This window comes from Carboxydothermus ferrireducens DSM 11255 (genome assembly GCF_000427565.1).
Lineage (GTDB): Bacteria > Bacillota > Z-2901 > Carboxydothermales > Carboxydothermaceae > Carboxydothermus > Carboxydothermus hydrogenoformans.
This window is the reverse complement of record NZ_ATYG01000035.1, coordinates 1-20,756: the sequence shown is the minus strand read 5'-3', so window position 1 is coordinate 20,756 and position 20,756 is coordinate 1. Positions and strand designations below refer to the sequence as shown.

General features: G+C 46.5%; 20 protein-coding genes and 2 pseudogenes. 17 read left to right on the top strand and 5 right to left on the bottom strand.

All coding sequences use genetic code 11. The annotated features are described in order from the left end of the window. The 3 genes and pseudogenes from CARFE_RS16330 to CARFE_RS0111315 form a co-directional block, all read left to right on the top strand. A pseudogene (locus CARFE_RS16330) lies at nt 1–186 on the top strand (IS1634 family transposase); the annotation flags it as partial. 151 nt (nt 187–337) lie between these two features. After that, the gene (locus CARFE_RS0111320; protein ID WP_028052839.1) at nt 338–1,342 is read left to right on the top strand and encodes a NapC/NirT family cytochrome c; all 1,005 of its coding nucleotides are present in this window, start codon (nt 338–340) and stop codon (nt 1,340–1,342) included. 144 nt (nt 1,343–1,486) lie between these two features. Further along, nucleotides 1,487–2,398, top strand: coding sequence for an NHL repeat-containing protein (locus CARFE_RS0111315; protein WP_028052838.1), 912 nt, complete (start codon nt 1,487–1,489; stop codon nt 2,396–2,398). A 262-nt stretch (nt 2,399–2,660) separates the two neighbouring features. Here the strand turns inward: CARFE_RS0111315 and CARFE_RS0111300 are convergent, their stop codons facing one another. The 3 genes from CARFE_RS0111300 to CARFE_RS0111290 are packed head-to-tail and all read right to left on the bottom strand — an operon-like array spanning nt 2,661 to nt 4,857. Continuing rightward, complete coding sequence (locus CARFE_RS0111300; RefSeq protein ID WP_028052837.1) at nt 2,661–3,923, bottom strand: DUF1015 domain-containing protein; 1,263 nt, start codon at nt 3,921–3,923, stop codon at nt 2,661–2,663. Nucleotides 3,924–3,972: 49 nt separating this feature from the next. Continuing rightward, the gene (locus tag CARFE_RS0111295; protein ID WP_028052836.1) at nt 3,973–4,293 is read right to left on the bottom strand and encodes a nucleotide pyrophosphohydrolase; all 321 of its coding nucleotides are present in this window, start codon (nt 4,291–4,293) and stop codon (nt 3,973–3,975) included. Nucleotides 4,294–4,302: 9 nt separating this feature from the next. Then, a complete protein-coding gene (locus tag CARFE_RS0111290) occupies nt 4,303–4,857 on the bottom strand; it encodes a pyruvate kinase alpha/beta domain-containing protein (protein ID WP_245570792.1) in 555 nt (184 codons plus the stop codon). 99 nt (nt 4,858–4,956) lie between these two features. Here CARFE_RS0111290 and CARFE_RS0111285 point away from each other — a divergent pair, with 99 nt between their 5' ends. The 14 genes from CARFE_RS0111285 (at nt 4,957) to purD (ending at nt 19,390) form a co-directional block, all read left to right on the top strand. Continuing rightward, entirely contained in the window at nt 4,957–5,628 is a 672-nt protein-coding gene (locus tag CARFE_RS0111285) for a LolA-like protein (protein WP_028052834.1), read from the top strand. A 108-nt stretch (nt 5,629–5,736) separates the two neighbouring features. Continuing rightward, the gene (gene hpt / locus CARFE_RS0111280) at nt 5,737–6,276 is read left to right on the top strand and encodes a hypoxanthine phosphoribosyltransferase (protein ID WP_028052833.1); all 540 of its coding nucleotides are present in this window, start codon (nt 5,737–5,739) and stop codon (nt 6,274–6,276) included. A 57-nt stretch (nt 6,277–6,333) separates the two neighbouring features. After that, nucleotides 6,334–7,863 carry a glutamine-hydrolyzing GMP synthase gene (gene guaA / locus CARFE_RS0111275; RefSeq protein ID WP_028052832.1) on the top strand — a complete coding sequence of 510 codons (1,530 nt, stop codon included), beginning with the start codon at nt 6,334–6,336 and terminating at the stop codon, nt 7,861–7,863. A 41-nt stretch (nt 7,864–7,904) separates the two neighbouring features. Further along, nucleotides 7,905–8,393 carry a 5-(carboxyamino)imidazole ribonucleotide mutase gene (gene purE, locus CARFE_RS0111270; protein WP_028052831.1) on the top strand — a complete coding sequence of 163 codons (489 nt, stop codon included), beginning with the start codon at nt 7,905–7,907 and terminating at the stop codon, nt 8,391–8,393. Between the two features lie 22 nt (nt 8,394–8,415). Then, the gene (gene purB, locus CARFE_RS0111265) at nt 8,416–9,708 is read left to right on the top strand and encodes an adenylosuccinate lyase (RefSeq protein ID WP_028052830.1); all 1,293 of its coding nucleotides are present in this window, start codon (nt 8,416–8,418) and stop codon (nt 9,706–9,708) included. 13 nt (nt 9,709–9,721) lie between these two features. Then, nucleotides 9,722–10,432 carry a phosphoribosylaminoimidazolesuccinocarboxamide synthase gene (gene purC / locus CARFE_RS0111260; protein ID WP_011343993.1) on the top strand — a complete coding sequence of 237 codons (711 nt, stop codon included), beginning with the start codon at nt 9,722–9,724 and terminating at the stop codon, nt 10,430–10,432. Between the two features lie 10 nt (nt 10,433–10,442). After that, on the top strand, nt 10,443–10,688 hold the full coding sequence (purS, locus tag CARFE_RS0111255; RefSeq protein WP_011343994.1) for a phosphoribosylformylglycinamidine synthase subunit PurS: 246 nt from the start codon (nt 10,443–10,445) through the stop codon (nt 10,686–10,688). A gap of 1 nt (nt 10,689) precedes the next feature. Beyond that, the gene (purQ, locus tag CARFE_RS0111250; RefSeq protein WP_028052829.1) at nt 10,690–11,394 is read left to right on the top strand and encodes a phosphoribosylformylglycinamidine synthase subunit PurQ; all 705 of its coding nucleotides are present in this window, start codon (nt 10,690–10,692) and stop codon (nt 11,392–11,394) included. A 10-nt stretch (nt 11,395–11,404) separates the two neighbouring features. Next, entirely contained in the window at nt 11,405–13,573 is a 2,169-nt protein-coding gene (purL, locus tag CARFE_RS0111245; protein ID WP_218852310.1) for a phosphoribosylformylglycinamidine synthase subunit PurL, read from the top strand. Beyond that, nucleotides 13,558–14,916: an amidophosphoribosyltransferase gene (gene purF / locus CARFE_RS0111240; protein ID WP_011343997.1), complete on the top strand. Its 1,359-nt coding sequence runs from the start codon at nt 13,558–13,560 to the stop codon at nt 14,914–14,916. The genes purL and purF overlap by 16 nt, the downstream gene beginning before the upstream one ends. Before the next feature lie 16 nt (nt 14,917–14,932). Further along, nucleotides 14,933–15,964, top strand: a complete 1,032-nt coding sequence (purM, locus tag CARFE_RS0111235) for a phosphoribosylformylglycinamidine cyclo-ligase (protein WP_028052827.1) — start codon at nt 14,933–14,935, stop codon at nt 15,962–15,964. 11 nt (nt 15,965–15,975) lie between these two features. Beyond that, the gene (purN, locus tag CARFE_RS0111230; RefSeq protein WP_028052826.1) at nt 15,976–16,605 is read left to right on the top strand and encodes a phosphoribosylglycinamide formyltransferase; all 630 of its coding nucleotides are present in this window, start codon (nt 15,976–15,978) and stop codon (nt 16,603–16,605) included. Then, entirely contained in the window at nt 16,595–18,109 is a 1,515-nt protein-coding gene (gene purH / locus CARFE_RS0111225) for a bifunctional phosphoribosylaminoimidazolecarboxamide formyltransferase/IMP cyclohydrolase (RefSeq protein ID WP_028052825.1), read from the top strand. The genes purN and purH overlap by 11 nt, the downstream gene beginning before the upstream one ends. Before the next feature lie 12 nt (nt 18,110–18,121). Continuing rightward, nucleotides 18,122–19,390, top strand: coding sequence for a phosphoribosylamine--glycine ligase (gene purD, locus CARFE_RS0111220; protein WP_028052824.1), 1,269 nt, complete (start codon nt 18,122–18,124; stop codon nt 19,388–19,390). Nucleotides 19,391–19,395: 5 nt separating this feature from the next. On the opposite strand, the gene CARFE_RS0111215 is transcribed toward purD, so the two are convergent. Both CARFE_RS0111215 and CARFE_RS16325 read right to left on the bottom strand, forming a co-directional pair. Further along, the gene (locus CARFE_RS0111215; RefSeq protein ID WP_028052823.1) at nt 19,396–20,394 is read right to left on the bottom strand and encodes a 7-cyano-7-deazaguanine synthase; all 999 of its coding nucleotides are present in this window, start codon (nt 20,392–20,394) and stop codon (nt 19,396–19,398) included. Nucleotides 20,395–20,547: 153 nt separating this feature from the next. Continuing rightward, a pseudogene (locus tag CARFE_RS16325) lies at nt 20,548–20,756 on the bottom strand (IS200/IS605 family accessory protein TnpB-related protein); the annotation flags it as partial.

The window sequence follows — 20,756 nt, the reverse complement described above, 5'->3', positions numbered from 1 at the left end:
GTAAGTCCCCAAAAGATTCAGGAAGCATTAAATTCTCTTACCTTTACTGAAGTTGAAATAAACGGTCAAAAGCTTCTAATCAAAATGCGGCCTACTGAGGTAGCCAATAAGATTTTAAGAGTTTTAAGGATAGCACCACCGAAGAACATAATGCCCCTGGAAGATGCAAAAGAGTTCACCTGGTAGGTGTGTAGGTACAATTTGCGCATCTTCAGGGATAAAAATGCCCATTTTTCAAGGGTTCCAGGATTTTAACTGACAAAGTCGGGAGGTTTTTTTCTGTTTTTAGCGAATATTATTTTATTAGTAAAAACTGGTAAAAAAGGGAGGGTTAAAAGTGGAACCAGAGCGCTTAAAGCGCCGGTTAATTCGGGTGGATTTGTCAACCACGGAAGGAAGGCTTAAATTTATTTTATTGGTTTCCGCACTTATAATAATTATAGCTGCTGGCTCGGTAGGAGCCATTGCTGCAACCATGACGCCGGGATTTTGTAAGTCCTGTCACGAAATGTTGCCGGAGTATGTAACCTGGCAGGCCAGTTCTCACAGCCAGCTTGCCTGTACCAAGTGTCATATCGAACCCGGGGTTGTGAACCTGTTAAAGGAAAAAGTAGGCGCGATGAAGCAGCTTTACCAGCACGTTACCAAAACCTATGAGCGGCCCATCTTTTTACCGGAAGAAAAGGAAATTAAATCGGAAATTTGCTTTCAGTGCCATTCCAACAACCGGGAATATACTATTGCCGGCGATATCATTGTTCCCCACGATAAACACATTAAACGGCATGTGGACTGCACCAAATGTCACTCGGGGGTAGCCCATGCGAAAATTGCCGAGCGGGGTCTGACCGCTACCGGCTCCTTAGCGGCGTGGACACCGGAGCGCGGAAAGAAGGAAATGTCGACAAAATATGTTAAGCCGGAAATGGATAACTGTATTGCCTGCCACTTTAGCCGGGGTGTAACTATCCGCTGTGAAAAATGTCATAAAACCATTAAGACGCCCGACAACCACGCGGCTATTAACTGGATTAACATCCATGGAATTAAAGCGCGGGAGGACTTAAAATACTGTGAGTCGTGTCATAATTACGGCATGAAAATGGTGGCGCTTAACCTGGATAAAGAGCCGGTGGTACAGTATGCCCGGGGTAACCAGTTCTGCCGGAGCTGCCATACCAAGAAACCGATTACCCACTCGAAACCCTGGATGCCCAAACATGGTACCTGGGCCAAGGAAAAGGGCTTTACGAACTGCTTTGTTTGTCACAACAAGAAACCGGGCGAGTCTAAAGAGGGAGCAGCCCAGACCTTCTGCAATAAGTGCCACTGGTTTGAATAAAAACCACCTGCCGTTCACGCGGCAGGTTTTCTTCATTAATTTGGATTTTTCGAGGAAATGTTGTGGTTTATGCCCCGCTATTTTGGCAAAAATTTCAGGTATTTTATGGTAAGATAAATCCGAAAAAAACAGCGGGGGTATCTTATGTCAAAACAAAAAAAACGGCGGGGTATTTTATGGTGGCTTTTAATAACCATCTTTTTTCTTTTGTTTTTAAATTACCTGCAAAAAATTAAGATAACTGACTTTTTACCGGTGGTTACCGAAAGTTCAAAACCCCTTACTCCTTTTTTGGTTATCGAAGCTTACTACCAGGAAAAGTTAGCAAAACCTTGCGGAGTTTTTATTCGGGATGCCAAAATTTATGTTACCGATGGGGCACGAAAAAAGGTTTATGTTTTTGAAACCGATGGCACTCCGGTAGCAAGTTACGGCCAAAAGGGGGAATTTACCTATCCCTGGAGTGTATATGTAGATTCTAAGGGGAATATCTATGTTTCCGATTTAATGGATGGGGTTATCAAGGAAATTGACCCTGAGAGTGGTATAATACGGGAGCTGGGGGCTGAGTTTTTAAAAAGTCCAATGGGTATCTGGATTGAAGGGGATAAAATGTTTGTAGCCGATGCTAACCAAAGAAGCGTTATCCTTATGGATAAAGAGGGTAGGTACCTAAAAACCCTCACAAAAAATGGTGATCTGGTTTCGCCTTCGTATTTACAGGTAGTGGGTGATGAACTTTTTGTTACCGATGCGGCGGCCAATCGCGTAGTTAACGGAAAAATGGAAGAAAGTTTTACCAGAGTTTTTGGGGATGGCTATTTACTCTGTCCCCGGGGAATTGCGGTTTTTGCGGATACGATTGTGGTGGCGAACACCCTTTTAAATCGTATCGATGCCTTTTCGGCAACCGGGAAGTATCTTTGGAGTTTTGGAGAAAAGGGACATGAACTAAATCAGATGTTTTTACCTACGGGGATTGCTTATGCGGAAGAGCTTTTAGCGGTAGCCGATCAGGGAAACGGGCGGGTAGTGGTTTATAAAATCGAGAAATAATTTACCGTTCCGGGATTCTCAGGTTTACACCCCCCTCCAGTCCGGGAAAACTTAGGCTGGAGGGGTTTTTATTTATGTCAAAAAGAATCTTTCTTACGTTAATTTTTTTAATTGCCGGAATGGTGGTGGGGCAGGCCAATTGGCAAAATCTTTGCCCAAGGGGTTAAGCTTTGCCATAAAAAGAGTTACAAAAATTAAAAAAGCGCACAGGAGTGCGCTTTACAAATAATTCGCTCTACATGCAAATTGCCCTGCATAGAAATTAATCATGTACCGGATGGATTACCAGTCCAGATAAGGGTTTGGGGTAAAAGTAGGTGGATTTTTGCGGCATTTTATTGCCTGATAAGGCCACATTGGCTACATCTTCGGCGGTGGGCGCCGGGACTAAAAAGGAATAGGGTGCCTTACTTTCTACAACTTCCGTGAGGCAGTCCTGGGCGTTTCGGGTGTATTTCAAATATTCACCGGAAAGGGTTTCGTTTTCTCCGATGCCCGCGGGTTTTAAGATTAGCTCGTGGAGCACGGTAACCGGCAGGCGGGCAATAACTTCCGGTAGACCCGGTAAAACCCTGGCCGGGTCGTTTTCTTTTAAATAAAGAAGATAAGCTTTATCTTTTAAGCACATACCAAAAACGTACCGTTCCTTTAGCGTTGCAAAACGGTTTAAAATTTCTTTTAATGGTACTTCGACGAAAGTAAAATAGGCCAGAATTTTTTCTAATATTTCGGCCGGAGAATTTTGAGCTTTTAGTACTATCCGGTGGGTTGGCAGGACCAGCAATCCGGGATCGGTAAAGGGGATTAACTGCATTAAAACCCGGTAAGCGTTAATGCCTTTTTTCTCCATTTCCCTGGCATAGGTAAGGGCGGTATCATAACGGTGATGGCCATCGGCAATAAAAAGCTTTTGGTCTTTAAAGTAGCTTTGGGCTTTTAAAAGGGCTTCCGGGTCAACGACTTTATAAAATTTATTTAATCTTCCGCTTTCATCGGTAAATTCAAACATTAAACTTGCCTTTTCCTTTAAAATACTAAAGGCCAAATTTTGGCTGTCATCATATAAAGCCATGATGGGGCTGGTGTTAACCCTGGTTTCCCGCAGAAGATTTAAGCGGTCTTCTTTGGCTTTGGGCAGGGTATTTTCGTGGGGTAAGATTACCCCTTTTTCGTAAGGTTCTACCTGAACGGAAGCAAAAATGCTTTTTCTTGTATAAGATTGTTCCTTCCAGGAAAAGATTTCTTCTAAAAGATATAGAGCTGGAGTTTCTTCCTGAACCAGGATACCCTCGGAAAGCCAATTGTTTAAATAGCTTTTGGCCCGGGTATAACGGTTATTTTCGGAAGTATCATCGGCAAAGGTTTTTCCCAGTTCCAGGCGAATAAAGTTGTATTCGTGTTCGTTATAATATTTTTCCTGTTCCTCCGGGGAAATGATGTCGTATGGAGGAGTTACCAGGTAAGGTAATTGGGAAAAAAGCTCGGGATTATAGTAAATCCCCCGAAAAGCAAAAATACCGGCCATTATTCCGTCCCTCCAAAAAAAAAATAAAATAATTAGCATATAGTTTACACTATTCTTCTTTTTTCGTCCAGCGGTTCAGGTCTCTTTTGTAATATTTGTCCATCGTAGCCTTAAAAATTTCGGAAAGATCGTATCCCAGGGAGTTGGCAAAGCAGGCAATGATAAATAAAATATCCCCTAACTCTTCTTCAATAGAACCGGAGAGCTCTTCCGGTTTTTTCTTTTTTTCGCCAAACCGGTGGTTAACCTCCCGGGCCAGCTCTCCGACTTCTTCGGCAAGTCTTACCACCAAACTCATGGGCGGAAAATAGCCTTCTTTAAATTGACTGACCCACTTGTCGGTTAATTCCTGTACTTCTTTTAAATCCATACATACCTCCTAAAATTCATAAGGTTTAACGATTATCTTTTTAATTTTGGTATCAAAAAGCTTATGGGAATGAGCGGGCCTTATCACCACTGCGGTGTCGGCACCTTCGCCGGTTCCGGCAATGGCGATAACATCTTCGCCGTAAGGAATTAGTCCGGCATCTAACGCCATGATCGCAATTTCCGTTGCTACCTTTACCCCCTGGCCTAAGAGGCGTAAGGATTGGGCAACGATTTCGGACGGGTAAATTCCCTGAAACTTAAACCTGAATGCCCGGTCAATGCCGGCAAAAAGGTGGGTGGTAGTTAGAACTTTAAAGCCTTCGGTAAGAAGCTTTTGCCGGTTTTCCGGAGATAGTTCATCCACTCCCGGGCCGGCAAAGCCTACGTGGTGGGTAACGGCTACCAGGTTAAATTCCCCGGGGTTTAAATATTTTAAAAGTTTAAAGGCGGTGGCGCCGCTGCAGGTAGCAACTACAATGTTATGAATGTTTTGTTCCCGGGCTTCCCGGGCTGCAAGTTCTAAAACAAGGTCGGTATTGTGAGGTCCTGCGGATAATTTCACTTTAATCACTCCTTCTGATTTTTTCTAAGGTTTATTTTGACATAATTTTTTTATTTCAACAATATTATTGGAAAAAAGCGGTTAAGGGAGGGGTATGACTTGGTCTTTTTGCTAAACAGGAAACTTTTATATATAGCGGTTACGTTAATTATCTTTATTTTTGGGATAAAGGTTTATTTAGCTAATGATAACTATCCGGATTTAATAAAAAAGGCTGTTTTGGAGATGGAAAATCTTTCTTCCTACCGGTATACTTCCGAAGTGCGCATCATGGAGGGGGAAAAGGTGGAGTATTTAAGCCGGGTTGAAGGAGTTAAAACCGGGGAGGGTACCTGGGTTAAAGGGGAAATTTTAGAAACGCCGGTGGAGATACTGTGTATTGATAATACCACTTATTTTCGCGATACCCAAACCGGGAGGTGGTTAACTTTTCCGGGAATCAAACTGGAGGAAGCTGAAGCGCTGGTTAATGAGTTAAACCCTTTAAGGGTTTTGGCGTTTAACCGGGTGGAAAATGTCCGGTTTCGGGGTACCGAAAAAATAGACGGGGAAAAATGCCTTGTTTTGGAAGGACGGCCGGATTATCAGCATCCTATTTTAAAACATTTGTATTACGATTATGAAGGAAAATTTTATCTGGCCAAAAAAGATAAAAAATTAAAAAGGGTAGTGTTAAGAGCTAAAAGTCGCTTTAACCAAACGGTAATCCTGGCGGTGAGGATAACCTTTAGTGAAGCCGGAACAGAAGTGAAACTTCCTGCTCCCGGCTAACCTTGCAAAGAGTTTTTACAAGTTATTTCTTGACATTTGTAAATTATTTTTGGTATAATTTCCGCATCAAACTTTAGAAATAACAAAAAATTAGCGGGAGGTATTACTTTGCATCAGGATGTTGCGGAAATTTTAATATCAGAAGAAGAAATTAGGGCTAAAGTCAAAGAACTCGGGCAACAAATTTCCCGGGATTACGCCGGGCAGGATTTGCTGTTGGTTGGAATTTTACGCGGTGCAATGCTCTTTATGTCCGATTTAATGCGGGAAATTGATATTCCGTTGAATATCGATTTCATGGTGGTCTCCAGTTACGGTTCCGGCACTTCCACCAGCGGTGAAGTGCGGGTGTTAAAGGACCTTGACCGCGGGATTGAAGGAAGAAACGTTTTGTTAATTGAAGATATTGTTGATACCGGTCTTACTCTAAATTACCTCACCAAGTACCTTGCCAACCGTCATCCCAAATCTTTAAAAATCTGCACGTTACTGAACAAGCCAAGCCGGAGGCAGATAGAAGTAAAGGTGGATTATAACGGTTTTATCATACCCGATAAATTTGTGGTAGGCTACGGCCTGGATTACAACGAATATTACCGAAACCTCCCCTACATCGGCGTCCTGAAACCGGAGATTTACCGGGAATAATTTTAATTTCACCTACAACCCACCACATACCACTTACCACTTTTAAAGGAGGTTTTTATGGCTTCAAAGGTAATTGTTTTGGATTTTGGCGGACAATACAGTCAGTTAATTGCCCGGCGCATCCGGGAGTTAAAAATATACTGTGAAATGTTACCGTATAATACCCCCCTGGAAAAAATCGTCCAAGAAAACCCAGGGGGGATTGTGTTTTCTGGAGGGCCTTCGTCGGTTTACGGGGAAGGGGCGCCGACGGTAGACCCGGAAATATACCGTTTGAATATTCCCATCCTGGGTATCTGTTACGGAATGCAGCTGATGGCCCACCAGCTCGGGGGCATTGTGCGGCCTGCGGAAGGCAGGGAATACGGCAAAACGCCCCTTTTTATCTTAAATCGGGACAGGCTTTTTGCTGGGTTGGGAGAAACTGAAATTTGCTGGATGAGTCACGGGGATTTTGTGGCAAAAGCCCCCGAGGGATTTTTGGTTACGGCTAAAACCGAGTATACGCCAATTGCCGCTATGGAAAACCGGGAAAGAAATCTTTATGCGGTGCAGTTTCATCCGGAAGTGGTTCATACCCCTAAAGGAAAGGAAATTCTTAAAAATTTCCTCTACGAGATTTGCGGCTTAACTCCCGACTGGACGATGGAATCTTTTGCCCAGAGGGCCATTCGGGAAATCAAGGAACAGGTGGGTAATGAGAAGGTCGTCTGTGCCCTTTCCGGCGGGGTTGACAGCTCCGTGGCAGCGGTTCTGGTGCATAAAGCCATCGGTGATAATTTAACCTGCATTTTTGTGGACCACGGGTTACTGCGCAAAGGGGAGGCGGAAGAAGTTGTCCGCACCTTTAAAGAGCAGTTTCAAATGAACTTAGTTTTTGTGGATGCCAAGGAGCGGTTTTTGGCTAAATTAAAAGGTGTTCGGGACCCCGAACAGAAAAGAAAAATCATCGGCCATGAATTTATCCGGGTTTTTGAAGAAGAAGCGGCCAAACTTGGAGATATCCGTTTTCTCGTCCAGGGGACTTTATATCCGGATGTGGTGGAAAGCGGTACCGCCACCGCTGCTACCATTAAATCCCACCACAATGTGGGTGGTTTACCGGAAGATATGAAGTTTCAGCTTATCGAGCCTTTAAAGTGGCTGTTTAAAGATGAAGTACGAGAATTAGGCCTTGAGCTGGGGCTTCCGGAAAGTATAGTCTGGCGCCATCCCTTCCCGGGACCGGGACTTGCGGTCCGGGTGTTAGGGGAGATAACCGAAGAGAAACTTGCCATACTCAGGGAGGCAGATTACATTTTTATAGATGAATTAAAGAAATCCGGCTGGTACCGGAAAACCTGGCAGGCCTTTGCGGTGCTGCCGAATCTCCAGTCCGTGGGGGTTATGGGGGACGAAAGGACCTATGCCTATACCATAGCGTTGCGAGCGGTGACCAGCGAAGATGGCATGACTGCCGACTGGGTCCGGTTGCCTTATGAGTTGCTGGAAAAAATCTCTGCCCGCATCGTAGGTGAAGTTAAAGGAGTAAACCGGGTAGTGTATGATATCACCAGCAAACCCCCTGCTACTATTGAATGGGAGTAGTAGGGGTTTACTTTTTCATAATTTTACAGGAGGTGTTTTCAATGCACAAAGTTGCGGTGGTTATGGGGAGCGACTCCGACTGGGAGATAGTAAAAAAGGCGGTGGAGGTTTTAGAAGAGTTTGGAGTGGAATACGAAGTTAAGGTGGCCTCGGCCCACCGAACTCCGGATAAAGCCTTAAATTTTGCCCGGACTGCCCGGGAAAAAGGTTTTGGCGTTATAATTGCCGCGGCGGGGATGGCGGCCCATTTGCCGGGAGTCCTGGCGGCGGTGACCACGTTACCGGTGATAGGTTTACCGATTAAAGCTTCCATAGAGGGAATTGATAGCTTACTATCCATTGCCCAGATGCCACCCGGCGTTCCGGTGGCAACGGTTGGGATAAATGCGGCTAAAAATGCCGGGCTTCTGGCGGTGCAAATTTTAAGCTTAAAGGACAAAGACCTTGCGGGAAAACTTCAAGCTTATAAAGAAAAGCTTGCCCGGGAAGTGGAAGAAAAGGAGCAAAAACTATTAGAAAAATTGTCCTAAAACTACTGTTGGAGGTGTCGGGATGATTGCCCGTTATACTTTACCGGAAATGAAAAAACTCTGGTCGGATGAAACCAAGTACCAAAACTGGCTTAAGGTTGAAATTGCGGTAGCGGAAGCGATGGGAGAGCTTGGTTTGATTCCTCTTGAGGCGGCTAAAGTTATTAAAGAAAAGGCCAACTTTGATGTAGCCCGGATCCTGGAAATTGAAAAAACCGTGAAACACGATGTGATTGCTTTTCTAACCAATGTGGCGGAGTACGTGGGAGAGGAAAGTAAGTACATTCATAAAGGTTTAACCTCTTCCGATGTTCTGGATACCGCTCTGGCCCTGCAGTTAAAAGAGGCGGGAGAGCTATTACTTAAAAAGCTTGAAGGAATTTATCAGCGTTTGCTGGAGCTTGCGAATAAGCACCGCTATACGGTGATGATCGGCCGAACCCACGGGGTTCATGCCGAACCGATTACCTTTGGCTTAAAAATGCTTTTGTGGGCTGCGGAAATCGAAAGAGACATGGAGCGGCTTAAAACGGCAATTAAAACGGTAAGCGTGGGCAAGATTTCGGGAGCGGTGGGAACCTATGCCAATGTGCCTCCGGAAGTGGAAAAACGGGTTTGTGAAAAATTGGGTTTAACTCCCGAGAAAGTTTCCACCCAGATTATCCAGAGGGACCGGCATGCCGAGTTTGTCTTAACCCTGGCTTTAGTCGCTACCACTTTTGATAAATTTGCCACCGAAATCCGAACACTACAGCGGACCGAAATCTTGGAGCTGGAAGAGCCGTTTACCGAAGGGCAAAAAGGTTCTTCGGCAATGCCCCATAAAAGAAATCCGGTATTATGCGAGCGGATTTCCGGGCTTGCCCGGGTAGTGAGAAGCTATGTGGTGGCGGCGCTGGAAAATGTCGTTCTTTGGCAGGAGCGGGATATCAGCCACTCGTCGGCGGAGCGAATGATTTTACCCGATGCAACTTCCACCCTTTACTACATGATGCACGTTTTTCGCGAAGTTATCGATAACCTAAATATCTATCCGGAACGGATGGAAAGGAATTTAAACCTTACCGGCGGTTTAATCTTTTCCCAGAGGGTGCTTTTGGCTTTGGTGGAAAAAGGAATATTACGGGAAACCGCTTATAAAATTGTGCAGCGGAATGCGATGACCGCCTGGAAAACGGGCAAAAGCTTTAAGGAGCTGTTACTTTCCGATGAAGAGTTAACCAAACTGTTAACACCCGAAGAGATTGCCGAGTTATTTGATTATAATTACCATTTAAAATACGTGGATGAAATCTTTAAAAGATTTGGTTTATAGGGGAGGTATGAAAATGGAGAAAAAGTTTCTTTATGAAGGTAAGGCCAAAATTGTTTATGCCACCGAAAACCCCGATGAAGTGGTAGTGTACTACAAAGATGCGGCTACCGCCTTTGACGGTAAGAAAAAAGGAGAGATAGAAAATAAGGGCTACTTAAATGCCCAAATTTCCGCTTATATTTTTAAGTATTTAGAAAAGCAGGGTATTAAAACCCATTTTCTTGAATTAGTTGGGGAGCGGGAACAGCGGGTCAAAAGGCTTTCCATTATTCCGGTGGAAGTGGTCGTTCGCAATATTGCTGCGGGCTCCCTTTCCAAACGGCTGGGGCTTCCGGAAGGGACTGATTTACCTTTTCCGGTGGTGGAGCTTTACTACAAAAACGATGAATTAGGAGACCCGATGATAAACCATTATCACGTGCAGGCGTTAAATCTGGCTACCCCGGAGGAAATAAAGTATATGGAAGATACCGCTTTAAAGGTCAATTCTTTATTAAAGGAATTTTTTGACTCGCTTAATATTTTGTTGGTTGATTTTAAGCTGGAATTTGGAAGATTTAAAAAGGAAATTCTTTTAGGTGACGAAATATCGCCGGATACGTGCCGGTTCTGGGATAAAGATACCCGGGAAAAGCTCGATAAAGACCGGTTTAGAAGGGATTTAGGGGGAGTAACCGAAGCCTATGCGGAAATTTTAAAGCGAATTAAGGAGAAAGCGGAATAGGAGGGAAATCATGGCGATAGCCCGTGTAATCGTGGAATTAAAGCCCGGGGTTTTGGACCCTCAGGGGGAAGCGATTAAAAATTCCTTGCATGCTCTCGGGTATGAAGAAGTAAAAAAGGTAAGGGTTGGCAAGTTTATTACCTTAGAAGTTGAGGGAAATGACTTAAAGGAAATAGAAGAAAGAGTTAAGGAAATGGCCGATAAGCTTTTAGCCAATGTAGTTATTGAAAAATTTACGGTGCAGGTGGAGGGTTAAGATGAGGTTTGGGGTGGTGGTTTTTCCGGGCTCCAATTGTGATGCCGACTGTTTTCACGTCTTAAAAAACGTCTTTGGCCGGGAGACGGTGTATATCTGGCATAAAGAGGATAATTTTGATGTTGACTGCATTGTTCTGCCCGGTGGCTTTTCCTACGGCGACTATTTGCGGGCCGGGGCGATTGCCCGTTTTAGCCCGGTGATGAAAAAAGTGGTAGAATTTGCTAATACCGGAGGTTTGGTTATCGGTATCTGTAACGGTTTTCAAATCCTTTTAGAAGCGGGGCTTTTACCCGGTGCCATGCTTAGAAATAAAAGCATAAATTTCCGGTGCCATGATGTTTACCTGCGGGTGGAAAATGCCAGTACTCCCTTTACCAGTAAAGCGCATGAGGGACAGGTGCTGAAAATTCCCATTGCCCACGGGGAGGGTAATTATTACTGCGAGCCGGATACATTAAAAAAGCTTATTGCCAACGGACAGGTGGTGTTTCGGTATTGTAATTCCCGGGGGGAAGTGACCGAGGATGCCAATCCCAATGGTTCCCTTTACAATATTGCGGGAATCATTAACGAGAGAGGTAACGTCCTCGGCATGATGCCCCATCCGGAGCGCTGCTCGGAGAAAATCCTGGGGGGAGAGGATGGCAGGGTAATCTGGGAATCGATTATCGCGTACTTGGAGAGGGGGGCTAACCGTGGCTAAGTGGCGGGAGATGGGATTAACCGACGAAGAATACCGGCGAATTGTCGAGTATCTGGGACGCGAACCAAATGAAGTGGAACTGGGCATGTGTGCGGTGATGTGGTCGGAGCACTGCAGCTATAAAAGTTCCAAAATTCATTTAAAAAAGCTTCCCACCAGGGGTCCGGCGGTGGTGCAGGGGCCAGGGGAAAATGCCGGAGTGGTCGATATTGGTGACGGACTGGGAATTGCCTTTAAAATTGAAAGCCATAACCACCCGTCGGCCATCGAGCCCTACCAGGGAGCGGCAACGGGAGTTGGGGGAATAATCCGGGATATCTTTGCCATGGGAGCGCGGCCGATAGCCCTTTTGGATTCCCTGCGTTTTGGCAAACTTGACTCTCCCGGGGTTCGCCACCTTTTTACCGGCGTGGTGGCCGGGATTGCGGGCTACGGTAACTGCATCGGGATTCCTACGGTGGCGGGGGATGTTTATTTTCAGGAATCGTACGAAGAAAATCCTCTGGTAAATGCGATGTGTGTGGGCATCGTGGAGCTTTCCAAACTGAAAAAAGGTGTAGCAACGGGGGTAGGTAATCCTGTTCTTTTGGTGGGAGCGACTACCGGGCGCGACGGGATTCACGGAGCCACCTTTGCTTCCGAAGAGCTGTCCCATGACGGGGAGGATAAAAGGCCTTCGGTGCAGGTGGGAGACCCCTTTATGGAAAAGCTTTTACTGGAAGCATGTCTGGAGGCTCTGGAATACGGTCACATCGTTGGCATGCAGGATTTGGGCGCCGCCGGGCTTACCAGCTCCTCTTCGGAAATGGCCGCCCGGGGGAAATCGGGTATCCGGCTTTACCTGGACAGGGTACCCCTCCGGGAAGAGGGGATGACCCCTTACGAAATTATGCTTTCCGAATCCCAGGAACGGATGCTTTTAGTGGTGGAAAAAGGGTATGAGGACGAGATAATCAAAATCTTTAAAAAGTGGGATTTAAATGCGGTGGTGGTGGGAGAAATTACCGATGGCGAGGAAATCGAGGTGTTTTTTGGCGGGGAATGCGTGGCAAAACTTCCCTACCGCTTACTAACCGAGGAGGCTCCCGTTTACGACCGCCCATACGTAATTCCTGAAGTTACAAGCGTTCAAAAAATGGACCCATCAGAAATAGAGTGTGGCAGGGCTCTGCGCCGGCTTTTACAAAACCCCAATATTGCCAGGAAAAGTTATGTGTACGAGCAGTACGACCATCAGGTGGGGGTTAATACGGTGGTTAAACCCGGTTACTCCGATGCCGCAGTTTTAAGAATCAAGGGCACGAAAAAGGGCATTGCTGTAAAAACCGACGGCAATGGCCGCTATGTTTACCATAATCCCCGGGAAGGGGCTAAACGGGCGGTGTTAGAGACGGCTTTAAATTTGGCGGTTACCGGGGCAAAACCTCTGGGTCTTACCAACTGCTTGAACTTTGGCAACCCGGAAAAGCCGGAAATTATGGGGCAGTTTGTGGAAGTAATTGCGGGGATGAAGGAAGCGTGTGAAATTTTAAATATTCCCGTAACCGGCGGCAACGTTAGTTTTTACAACGAAACCGGTGAAAAAGCTATTTACCCTACACCGGTTATCGGGATGGTGGGTTTAATTGACGATCTGGAAACAGGACTTATTCCCATGGCTTTTCAGACCGAGGGAGATTTAATTTACCTCCTGGGTGAACCAACCGGGGAGCTCGGGCAAAGCGAATTTTTAAAGGAGTTTTTTGGGGACGTTCTGGTTCCGGTACCACCGGTGGACCTTCAGGAGGGGAAAAGGATAATCGAGCTTTTACCCTTGTTAAAAAAGCAAGGACTTATTAACTCTGCTCATGATGTTAGCGATGGCGGTTTGGCGGTTTCCCTTTGTGAGGCAGCCTTTGCCGGGGAGCTGGGGGTAAACATCGATTTTACCACTTCCCTTCTGCCGCAGGAGATGCTTTTTTCGGAAAAAGTTGGCCTGGTAATAGTTTCGGTTTCGCCGGAAAGAGAAGAGGAGTTTGTAAAGGCAGTAAAAAATGCCGGGGTTTTTGTTTTAAAGCTTGGCCGGGTGAACGGGAAGGATGAGATAGAAATTTGCCTAAACGGTCAGAGGGTCATCAAAGAAAAGCTATCGGAGTTAAAAGCCTTGTACGAGGGGGGCCTAAGTTGGGCTTTGAAATAAGAGAAGAGTGCGGGGTGTTTGGAATTTATGCCCCGGGGCATGATGTGGCCCGGCTTACCTACTGGGGGCTTTTTGCCCTGCAGCACCGGGGACAGGAAAGCGCGGGAATTGCGGTAGGCGATGGCAGGGATATAAACCTTCACAAGGGCATGGGGCTGGTGGCGGAAGTTTTTAGCGAGGAGAAATTAGACGGGTTAAAAGGATTTGTGGCCGCCGGACATGTACGCTATTCGACCACCGGGGCCAGCGTGCCCATAAATGCCCAGCCATTGGTATTTCATTATAAGTTGGGAAAAATTGCTTTAGGACATAACGGCAATCTCGCCAACGTTTTGGAGTTAAAGAAAAATCTTCTGTCCCGGGGGGCAATTTTTCAGACCACTACCGACAGCGAAGTGATTTTAAATGTTATTGCCCAGTACGCCCAGACGGATTTGGTGGAAGGTATTTTAAAGGCGATGGTGGATTTAAAGGGAGCGTATTCTTTGGTGATTATGACCGAGAACCAATTAATAGGGGTGCGCGATCCCTGGGGTTTTAGGCCTTTGGTTTTGGGGAGATTTTACAACGGTTATGTTTTAGCTTCCGAGTCGGCAGCCCTTGATACCATTGGCGCTGAGCTTATTCGGGATGTGGAGCCGGGGGAAATTATCGTAATTGACGAAAACGGCCTTAAAAGTTATAAATTCCTGCAGGGCATGAAGCATTCCTTTTGCATTTTTGAATTCATCTATTTTGCCCGACCGGACAGCATTATTAATGGCTATCATGTAAACACCGTTCGCCGGAAAATGGGACAGGTTTTGGCCAAGGAATACCCGGTAAAAGCGGATTTGGTGGTGCCGGTGCCGGATTCGGGTACCGCCGCAGCCCGGGGGTATGCGGAGGCATCGGGGATACCTCTGGAAGAGGGGTTAATGAAAAACCGTTATGCCGGCCGCACTTTTATCCGGCCGAGCCAAAGAGAACGGGAAATTGGCGTGAAGTTAAAGCTAAACCCTATCCGGGAGGTTTTAAAGGACAAAAAGATTGTGGTTATTGATGATTCGATTGTCCGGGGGACGACCAGCAAGCAGATTATCGAGCTTTTAAGAGATGCCGGGGCCAGGGAAATTCATTTATTGTTAAGTTCGCCGCCGTTTATTCGCTCCTGTTACTACGGTATTGATATTTCCCGTGACGATGAATTAATTGCGGCAAAATATTCGGTTGAGGAAATAAAAAACTATCTTGGGGCCGACGGACTTTATTATTTGTCTTTAGAAGGCTTACTTGGGATTTTTAAGGAACGGGATTTTTGTCTTGCTTGCTTTACCGGGGATTACCCGGTACCGATAAATTAATGGTGGGGGTAAGACCATGGAGGAGTTAACGTATAAAGCCGCCGGGGTCGATATCGATGCCGGCATGGATGTAGTCCGGCGCATTAAATCGGAAGTGGAGAAAACTTTAAACCCAAATGTTCTGGCCGGCATTGGCGGTTTTTCCGCCCTGTATCGCCTGGATGTAACCGGTTATAAAGAGCCGGTGCTGGTTTCGTCTACCGATGGTGTGGGAACTAAGCTTAAGATCGCTCAGGCCCTGGGAAAATACGACACCATAGGCATTGATTTGGTAGCGATGGTGGTTAACGATTTACTCACTGTGGGAGCTAAACCGCTGTTTTTCCTGGATTACGTTGCGGTGGGCAAGCTAAATCCGGAGCAGGTGGCCGACTTGGTGAAGGGAATGGCGGAAGGCTGCCTTGAGGCAGACTGCGCCCTGGTTGGGGGAGAAACGGCGGAAATGCCCGGGGTTTACCATCCAGGAGATTTTGATATTGCCGGCTTTGGTGTGGGGGTTGTGGAAAAAAGCAAGATAATCGATGGAAGTTCCGTTAAAGCCGGTGATGTTATAATTGGCGTTGCTTCCTCGGGGATCCACAGTAACGGCTTAAGTCTTGCCCGAAAAGCTCTCCTGGAGTACGGTAAATATCATCTTACCGATTATGTCGAAGAGTTTGGGAAAACCCTGGGGGAAGAACTTTTAACTCCTACCCGGATTTATGTAAAGCCGGTACTTGATTTAATGCAAAGGGTGGAGATAAAAGGCATGGCCCATATTACCGGCGGCGGGATTTTAGATAATCTTCCCCGGGTTTTACCGGAAAAGGTAGAGGCGCGGATAACCGTAAACTGGGAAATACCAAAAATTTTTAAATTAATTGAAAAGGCCGGGAATGTGCCGCGAAGGGAAATGTGGCGGACATTTAACATGGGCATTGGTTTTATTTTAATCGTGGAGGAGGCAAAGGTTCAGGAAGCAATTAAAACGTTAGAGAGTTTTAATTATAAGGCATGGGTAATTGGAGAAATCACCGCTGGGGAGCGCAGGGTGATTATTAATGAATAGGGAGGAAGAAAATGTTAAACTTAGGGGTTTTGGCTTCGGGGCGGGGGAGTAACTTTCAGGCGATTATTGATGCGGTAAAAGGGGGAGTTTTGCCGGCAAAAATTAAAGTGCTGGTGACCGATAATCCTGAAGCATACGCTATCGAACGGGCCAGGCGGGCGGGTATACCCTGGCATTACTTTGACCCTAAAGGTTTTAAAAATAAAGAGGAATACGAAAAGGAGATAGTGAAAACCTTACTTTCCTATGAAGTTGATACGGTGTGTCTTGCGGGCTACATGCGGTTAATAGGTAAAACTATCCTTACAACTTTTCCTATGAGAATTATTAATATCCATCCGGCGCTGCTACCGGCATTCCCCGGGCTTCATGCCCAAAAGCAGGCTCTGGATTACGGGGTGAAAATTGCCGGCTGTACCGTGCATTTTGTCGATGAGGGGATGGATACCGGCCCCATTATTTTGCAGGCAGCGGTTCCGGTGTACGATGACGACAGTGAGGAAAGCTTAAGTGAGCGGATCTTAGAACAGGAACACCGGATTTTGGTAGAGGCGCTTAGGCTTTTAAGTGAAAACCGCTTATTGGTAGAAGGACGGCGGGTAAGAATCTTGCCGGACGGAGGTGAAGGACATGGGAAGTAAGCGGGCTTTAATTTCTGTTTACGATAAAAGGGGTATAGTGGAATTTGCCGGGAAATTAGTCGATTTAGGCTTTGAAATAATTTCTACCGGGGGAAGTTATAAAGTTTTAAAAGAGGCCGGTATCCCGGTAACGTATGTAAGTGAGATTACCGGTTTTCCGGAAATTTTAGAAGGACGGGTAAAAACTTTGCATCCGGCAATTCACGGGGGTATCCTGGCCAAAAGAACGGAGGAGCATTTAAAGGAAATTTCAGCTTTAGCGATAAAGCCTATTGATTTGGTGATAGTAAACCTGTATCCCTTCCGGGAAACGGTAGCGCGGGGAGCTGACCAGGACGAAATCATTGAAAATATTGACATAGGTGGCCCCACTTTAATCCGGGCAGCAGCCAAAAACCACCGGTACGTTACGGTGGTGGTCGATCCGGAAGATTATGCGGAAGTGGTCGTATATTTGAAAAAAGGAGAGGTGCCGCCTGACGTCAGGGAAAGGTTAGCTTTAAAAGCGTTCCGCCATACCGCCAGTTACGACATTGCTATTGCCAATTATTTTGCGGGAAGGTTAGAGGATGGTGGTTTTCGGAAAAAATTATATATTGAAGCGGAACAGGTGGAAATGCTGCGGTACGGGGAAAATCCCCACCAGCGGGGAGCGGTTTACCGGGTGGAGGGGTCTTTTGGACTGGTTGATGCGGAAATTTTAAACGGTAAAGCCATGAGCTTTAATAATTACCTTGATGCCGATGCAGCGTACCGGTTAATCGGGGAGTTTCGTGAGCCGGCGGCAGCCATAATCAAGCACACCGTACCCTGCGGTGTGGCTACCGGGGAAAATTTAAAGGAAGCTTACGAAAAAGCGTATGCCGGTGATCCGGTGTCGGCTTACGGGGGAATTGTTGCTTTTAACGGTGCGGTTGATGAAAAGGTGGCTGAGCTTTTGGTTCGGCATTTTTACGAGGTAATAATTGCTCCGGACTTTTCCGATGAAGCCTTAAAAATCTTGCGGGAAAAGAAGAATTTACGGGTTATAAAGGCAAAACCGCTTGCTTTAGAGGAACTTAATTTAAGGCAAATTAGCGGAGGACTGTTGCTTCAAGAAAATGATGGGAAGCTTTATGAAGAATTAAAGGTGGTAGCGGGTAAGGATTTAACCGAAGGGCAAAGGGAAGATATAGTTTTTGGTTTAAAAGTAGTGAAATACGTTAAATCCAATGCCGTAGCTGTGGTAAAGGACGGGATGCTTTTGGGAGCCGGCGGTGGGCAGACCAGCCGGATTGATGCGGTAAAAATTGCTTTAAATAAAGCCGGGGAAAGAGCCCGGGGAGCGGTGGTGGTTTCCGATGCCTTCTTCCCCTTTGCCGATTCCATCGAGGAACTGGCCAAAGCGGGGGTTTCGGTGGTAGTAGAGCCGGGAGGAGCGGTGCGCGACCAGGAAGTAATCGAAGAAGCGGCAAAAAGAAATGTAACTCTCGTTTTTACGGGAGTAAGGCATTTCTTACATTAGGAGGGGTAATGGATGAAGGTTCTGGTAGTGGGAAGTGGCGGCCGGGAGCATGCTATAGTAAAAAAGCTTAAGGAAAGTCCAAAAGTTACGGAGGTATTGGCCGCTCCGGGTAATGCCGGTATAGCCCGGGAGGCGCGGGTGGTACCGGTGGAAGTGGATAACCTATCGGGGCTTTTGGAAATTGCCCTGCGGGAGAAAGTGGATTTAACGGTGGTGGGACCCGAGCTTCCCTTAACTCTGGGGATTGTCGATTATTTTAACGAACATGGTCTTTTAGTCTTTGGCCCCGGCCGGGATGCGGCCCAAATTGAGGGCAGTAAAAGTTTTGCCAAGGAACTGATGCGGGAAAACGGTATTCCTACGGCTTTTTATGAAACTTTTACCGATTATAACGAAGCCAGGGAGTACGTTTACCGGAAAGGGGTGCCGATAGTCATTAAAGCCGACGGCCTGGCGGCGGGTAAAGGGGTTTACGTTTGCCAGGAGTTGGAGGAAGCGGTAAAAGCTTTAAACGATATTTTCGTTAAGCGGATTTTTGGCGCTGCGGGAAATAAAGTGGTCATTGAAGAATATCTCGAGGGGCAAGAGGTTAGCGTCCTCGCTTTTACCGATGGGGAAACGGTGGTGCAAATGGTGCCGGCCCAGGACCATAAAAGGGTGTTTAACAACGATCAGGGACCCAATACCGGGGGAATGGGAGCCTATGCCCCGGCTCCCGTATATACTCCGGAAATTGCCGAAAGGGTCCAGCGGGAAATCCTGCTGCCCACATTAAAGGGGCTTAAAAGGAGAGGAATAACCTACCGGGGAGTTTTGTATGCGGGGCTTATCTTAACCAGGGAGGGGCCAAAAGTTTTGGAGTTTAATGCCCGCTTTGGTGATCCCGAAACCCAGGTTATCCTGCCCCTGTTAAAAACCGATTTGGTAGAGATTATGCTGGCGGTGGTGGAAAAAAGGCTTTCCGCGGTAAACATCGAATTTCTGCCCAAGGCCTGTGCCACGGTAGTATTGGCTTCCGGCGGATATCCCGGAAAATACGAAACCGGCAAAGTTATCCATGGTCTTGACCGGCTACCGCCGGGGGTGGTGGCGTATCATGCCGGAACCGCTTTCAATGGGGATGATATTGTTACCGCCGGAGGCCGGGTATTAAATATAACGGCGGTAGGGGATACCCTCAAGGCGGCCGTAGAACTTGCCTATGAAGGAGTTAAGGCCGTATCCTTTGAAGGGATGCACTACCGCACCGATATTGGCCAAAAAGCTTTGAAATTACAATAGGGCTGTTATTCAATTCGATAATTACTTACTTCCTCCGAAGCCATAGGTATAACCTCTATGGCTTCTTTATTTTTCGGATTATTTGCCCGGTAAAAAACCACGGAAACTTTCTGCTCCTTGGGGCAGTCGGCATAGCGGGCGGTAATCCGGGCTGCTGTTTTAAGCGCTACATAGGAAATATCATTTCCGGTTAACACTGCCAGGGGACCCTTAAAATTTTGCACCCGCATTAAAATGTCACGATCTTTGGCCGATGCTTTTAAAGCTTCGTTTTCCTCGTGGTTGCGGCCGACTATGAGCTTTGCCCCGTGACTTAACCTAAACTGGCGGCCGATATTTAGCCTTTTGATTTCTCTTAAATCGTACTGGCCGTGGGTGATTAAATCCTTAAGCTTTTTTCCGTATTCGACCTGGGTTAAAAGGCAACCCCCGGCGGGGGAAGGATAATTTTGGATTCCCAGTTCTCTGGCTAAAGCCATCTGGGGCTTGCGGTTACGGCCGGAAAAATCCAAAAGTTTTTCCCGGTCGATTATCCCCAGACGTTCCGGCAAAGTGGGGGGAAGGTTTTTGGCGGTAAGCGGCCTTACCAAGATATCTTCTACTCCCGCTTCTCTGGCGGTTTGTTGCATCGAGTGGCGCATCTGGGATTTCGGCCTTTGTCCCAGCACTTCGCCGCTTATTAAAAAAGAAGCGTTGTATTTGGGCAAAAGTTCTTTGGCTTTTTTTAACATGAAGGCCCGGCAGTCAATGCACGGGTTCATCGCTTTTCCGTAACCGTATTTTGGTTTTAAAATTATTTCCAAATAATCGTCGCCCAGCGGTTCTAAAATTAGCGGTACTCCCAATTCTTTGGCTTTCTCTTTGATATATTCAGTTTTTACTTCTGAAACGAAAGGATTTATAAAATGAAGAGCGGTAACATCGGCACCGGCTCTTTGAGCAACTTTGATTGCCAGGATACTGTCAAGACCGCCGGAAAAGAGTGCTAAAGCACGGTTGTTCATGATAATGCCTGGTCATCCAAACTGTGCAAGACTGCACCAGTTTAGAAGGTTGGGGTATTTATTGTCCGCCTTTCAGACTGTCCCAGCCCCAACTGGCGGTATTTGGAACAGCCATAGCCCCTGCCCCAAGAAGCAGGAACTCGCCGTGGCCATTCAGCCACCTTCTCCCATACCGCTGACAAGTATTCTCTTAAGCGGCGACAGGTCACGATATAATGGCCTGTCAAGGAGAGCTCCGGTCAGGAGGGCTACCCGCAAAACTCGCCACGGTTTGTACGGTAAGGTTTTCCCCTTTACCGCAGTACCTTCATTCCTTCCTTCGGTTAATGAAGATACCGACCGTGACTTGCTTTGCAGGCTTT

Bases quoted from the DNA above. Each gene is read 5' to 3' on its own strand.
- CARFE_RS0111315 (WP_028052838.1), top strand. From the start codon at position 1,487: ATGTCAAAACAAAAAAAACGGCGGGGTATTTTATGGTGGCTTTTAATA.
- CARFE_RS0111300 (WP_028052837.1), bottom strand. From the start codon at position 3,923: ATGGCCGGTATTTTTGCTTTTCGGGGGATTTACTATAATCCCGAGCTT.
- CARFE_RS0111295 (WP_028052836.1), bottom strand. From the start codon at position 4,293: ATGGATTTAAAAGAAGTACAGGAATTAACCGACAAGTGGGTCAGTCAA.
- guaA (WP_028052832.1), top strand. From the start codon at position 6,334: ATGGCTTCAAAGGTAATTGTTTTGGATTTTGGCGGACAATACAGTCAG.
- purE (WP_028052831.1), top strand. From the start codon at position 7,905: ATGCACAAAGTTGCGGTGGTTATGGGGAGCGACTCCGACTGGGAGATA.
- purB (WP_028052830.1), top strand. From the start codon at position 8,416: ATGATTGCCCGTTATACTTTACCGGAAATGAAAAAACTCTGGTCGGAT.
- purC (WP_011343993.1), top strand. From the start codon at position 9,722: ATGGAGAAAAAGTTTCTTTATGAAGGTAAGGCCAAAATTGTTTATGCC.
- purS (WP_011343994.1), top strand. From the start codon at position 10,443: ATGGCGATAGCCCGTGTAATCGTGGAATTAAAGCCCGGGGTTTTGGAC.
- purQ (WP_028052829.1), top strand. From the start codon at position 10,690: ATGAGGTTTGGGGTGGTGGTTTTTCCGGGCTCCAATTGTGATGCCGAC.
- purL (WP_218852310.1), top strand. From the start codon at position 11,405: ATGGGATTAACCGACGAAGAATACCGGCGAATTGTCGAGTATCTGGGA.
- purM (WP_028052827.1), top strand. From the start codon at position 14,933: ATGGAGGAGTTAACGTATAAAGCCGCCGGGGTCGATATCGATGCCGGC.
- purN (WP_028052826.1), top strand. From the start codon at position 15,976: ATGTTAAACTTAGGGGTTTTGGCTTCGGGGCGGGGGAGTAACTTTCAG.
- purH (WP_028052825.1), top strand. From the start codon at position 16,595: ATGGGAAGTAAGCGGGCTTTAATTTCTGTTTACGATAAAAGGGGTATA.
- purD (WP_028052824.1), top strand. From the start codon at position 18,122: ATGAAGGTTCTGGTAGTGGGAAGTGGCGGCCGGGAGCATGCTATAGTA.
- CARFE_RS0111215 (WP_028052823.1), bottom strand. From the start codon at position 20,394: ATGAACAACCGTGCTTTAGCACTCTTTTCCGGCGGTCTTGACAGTATC.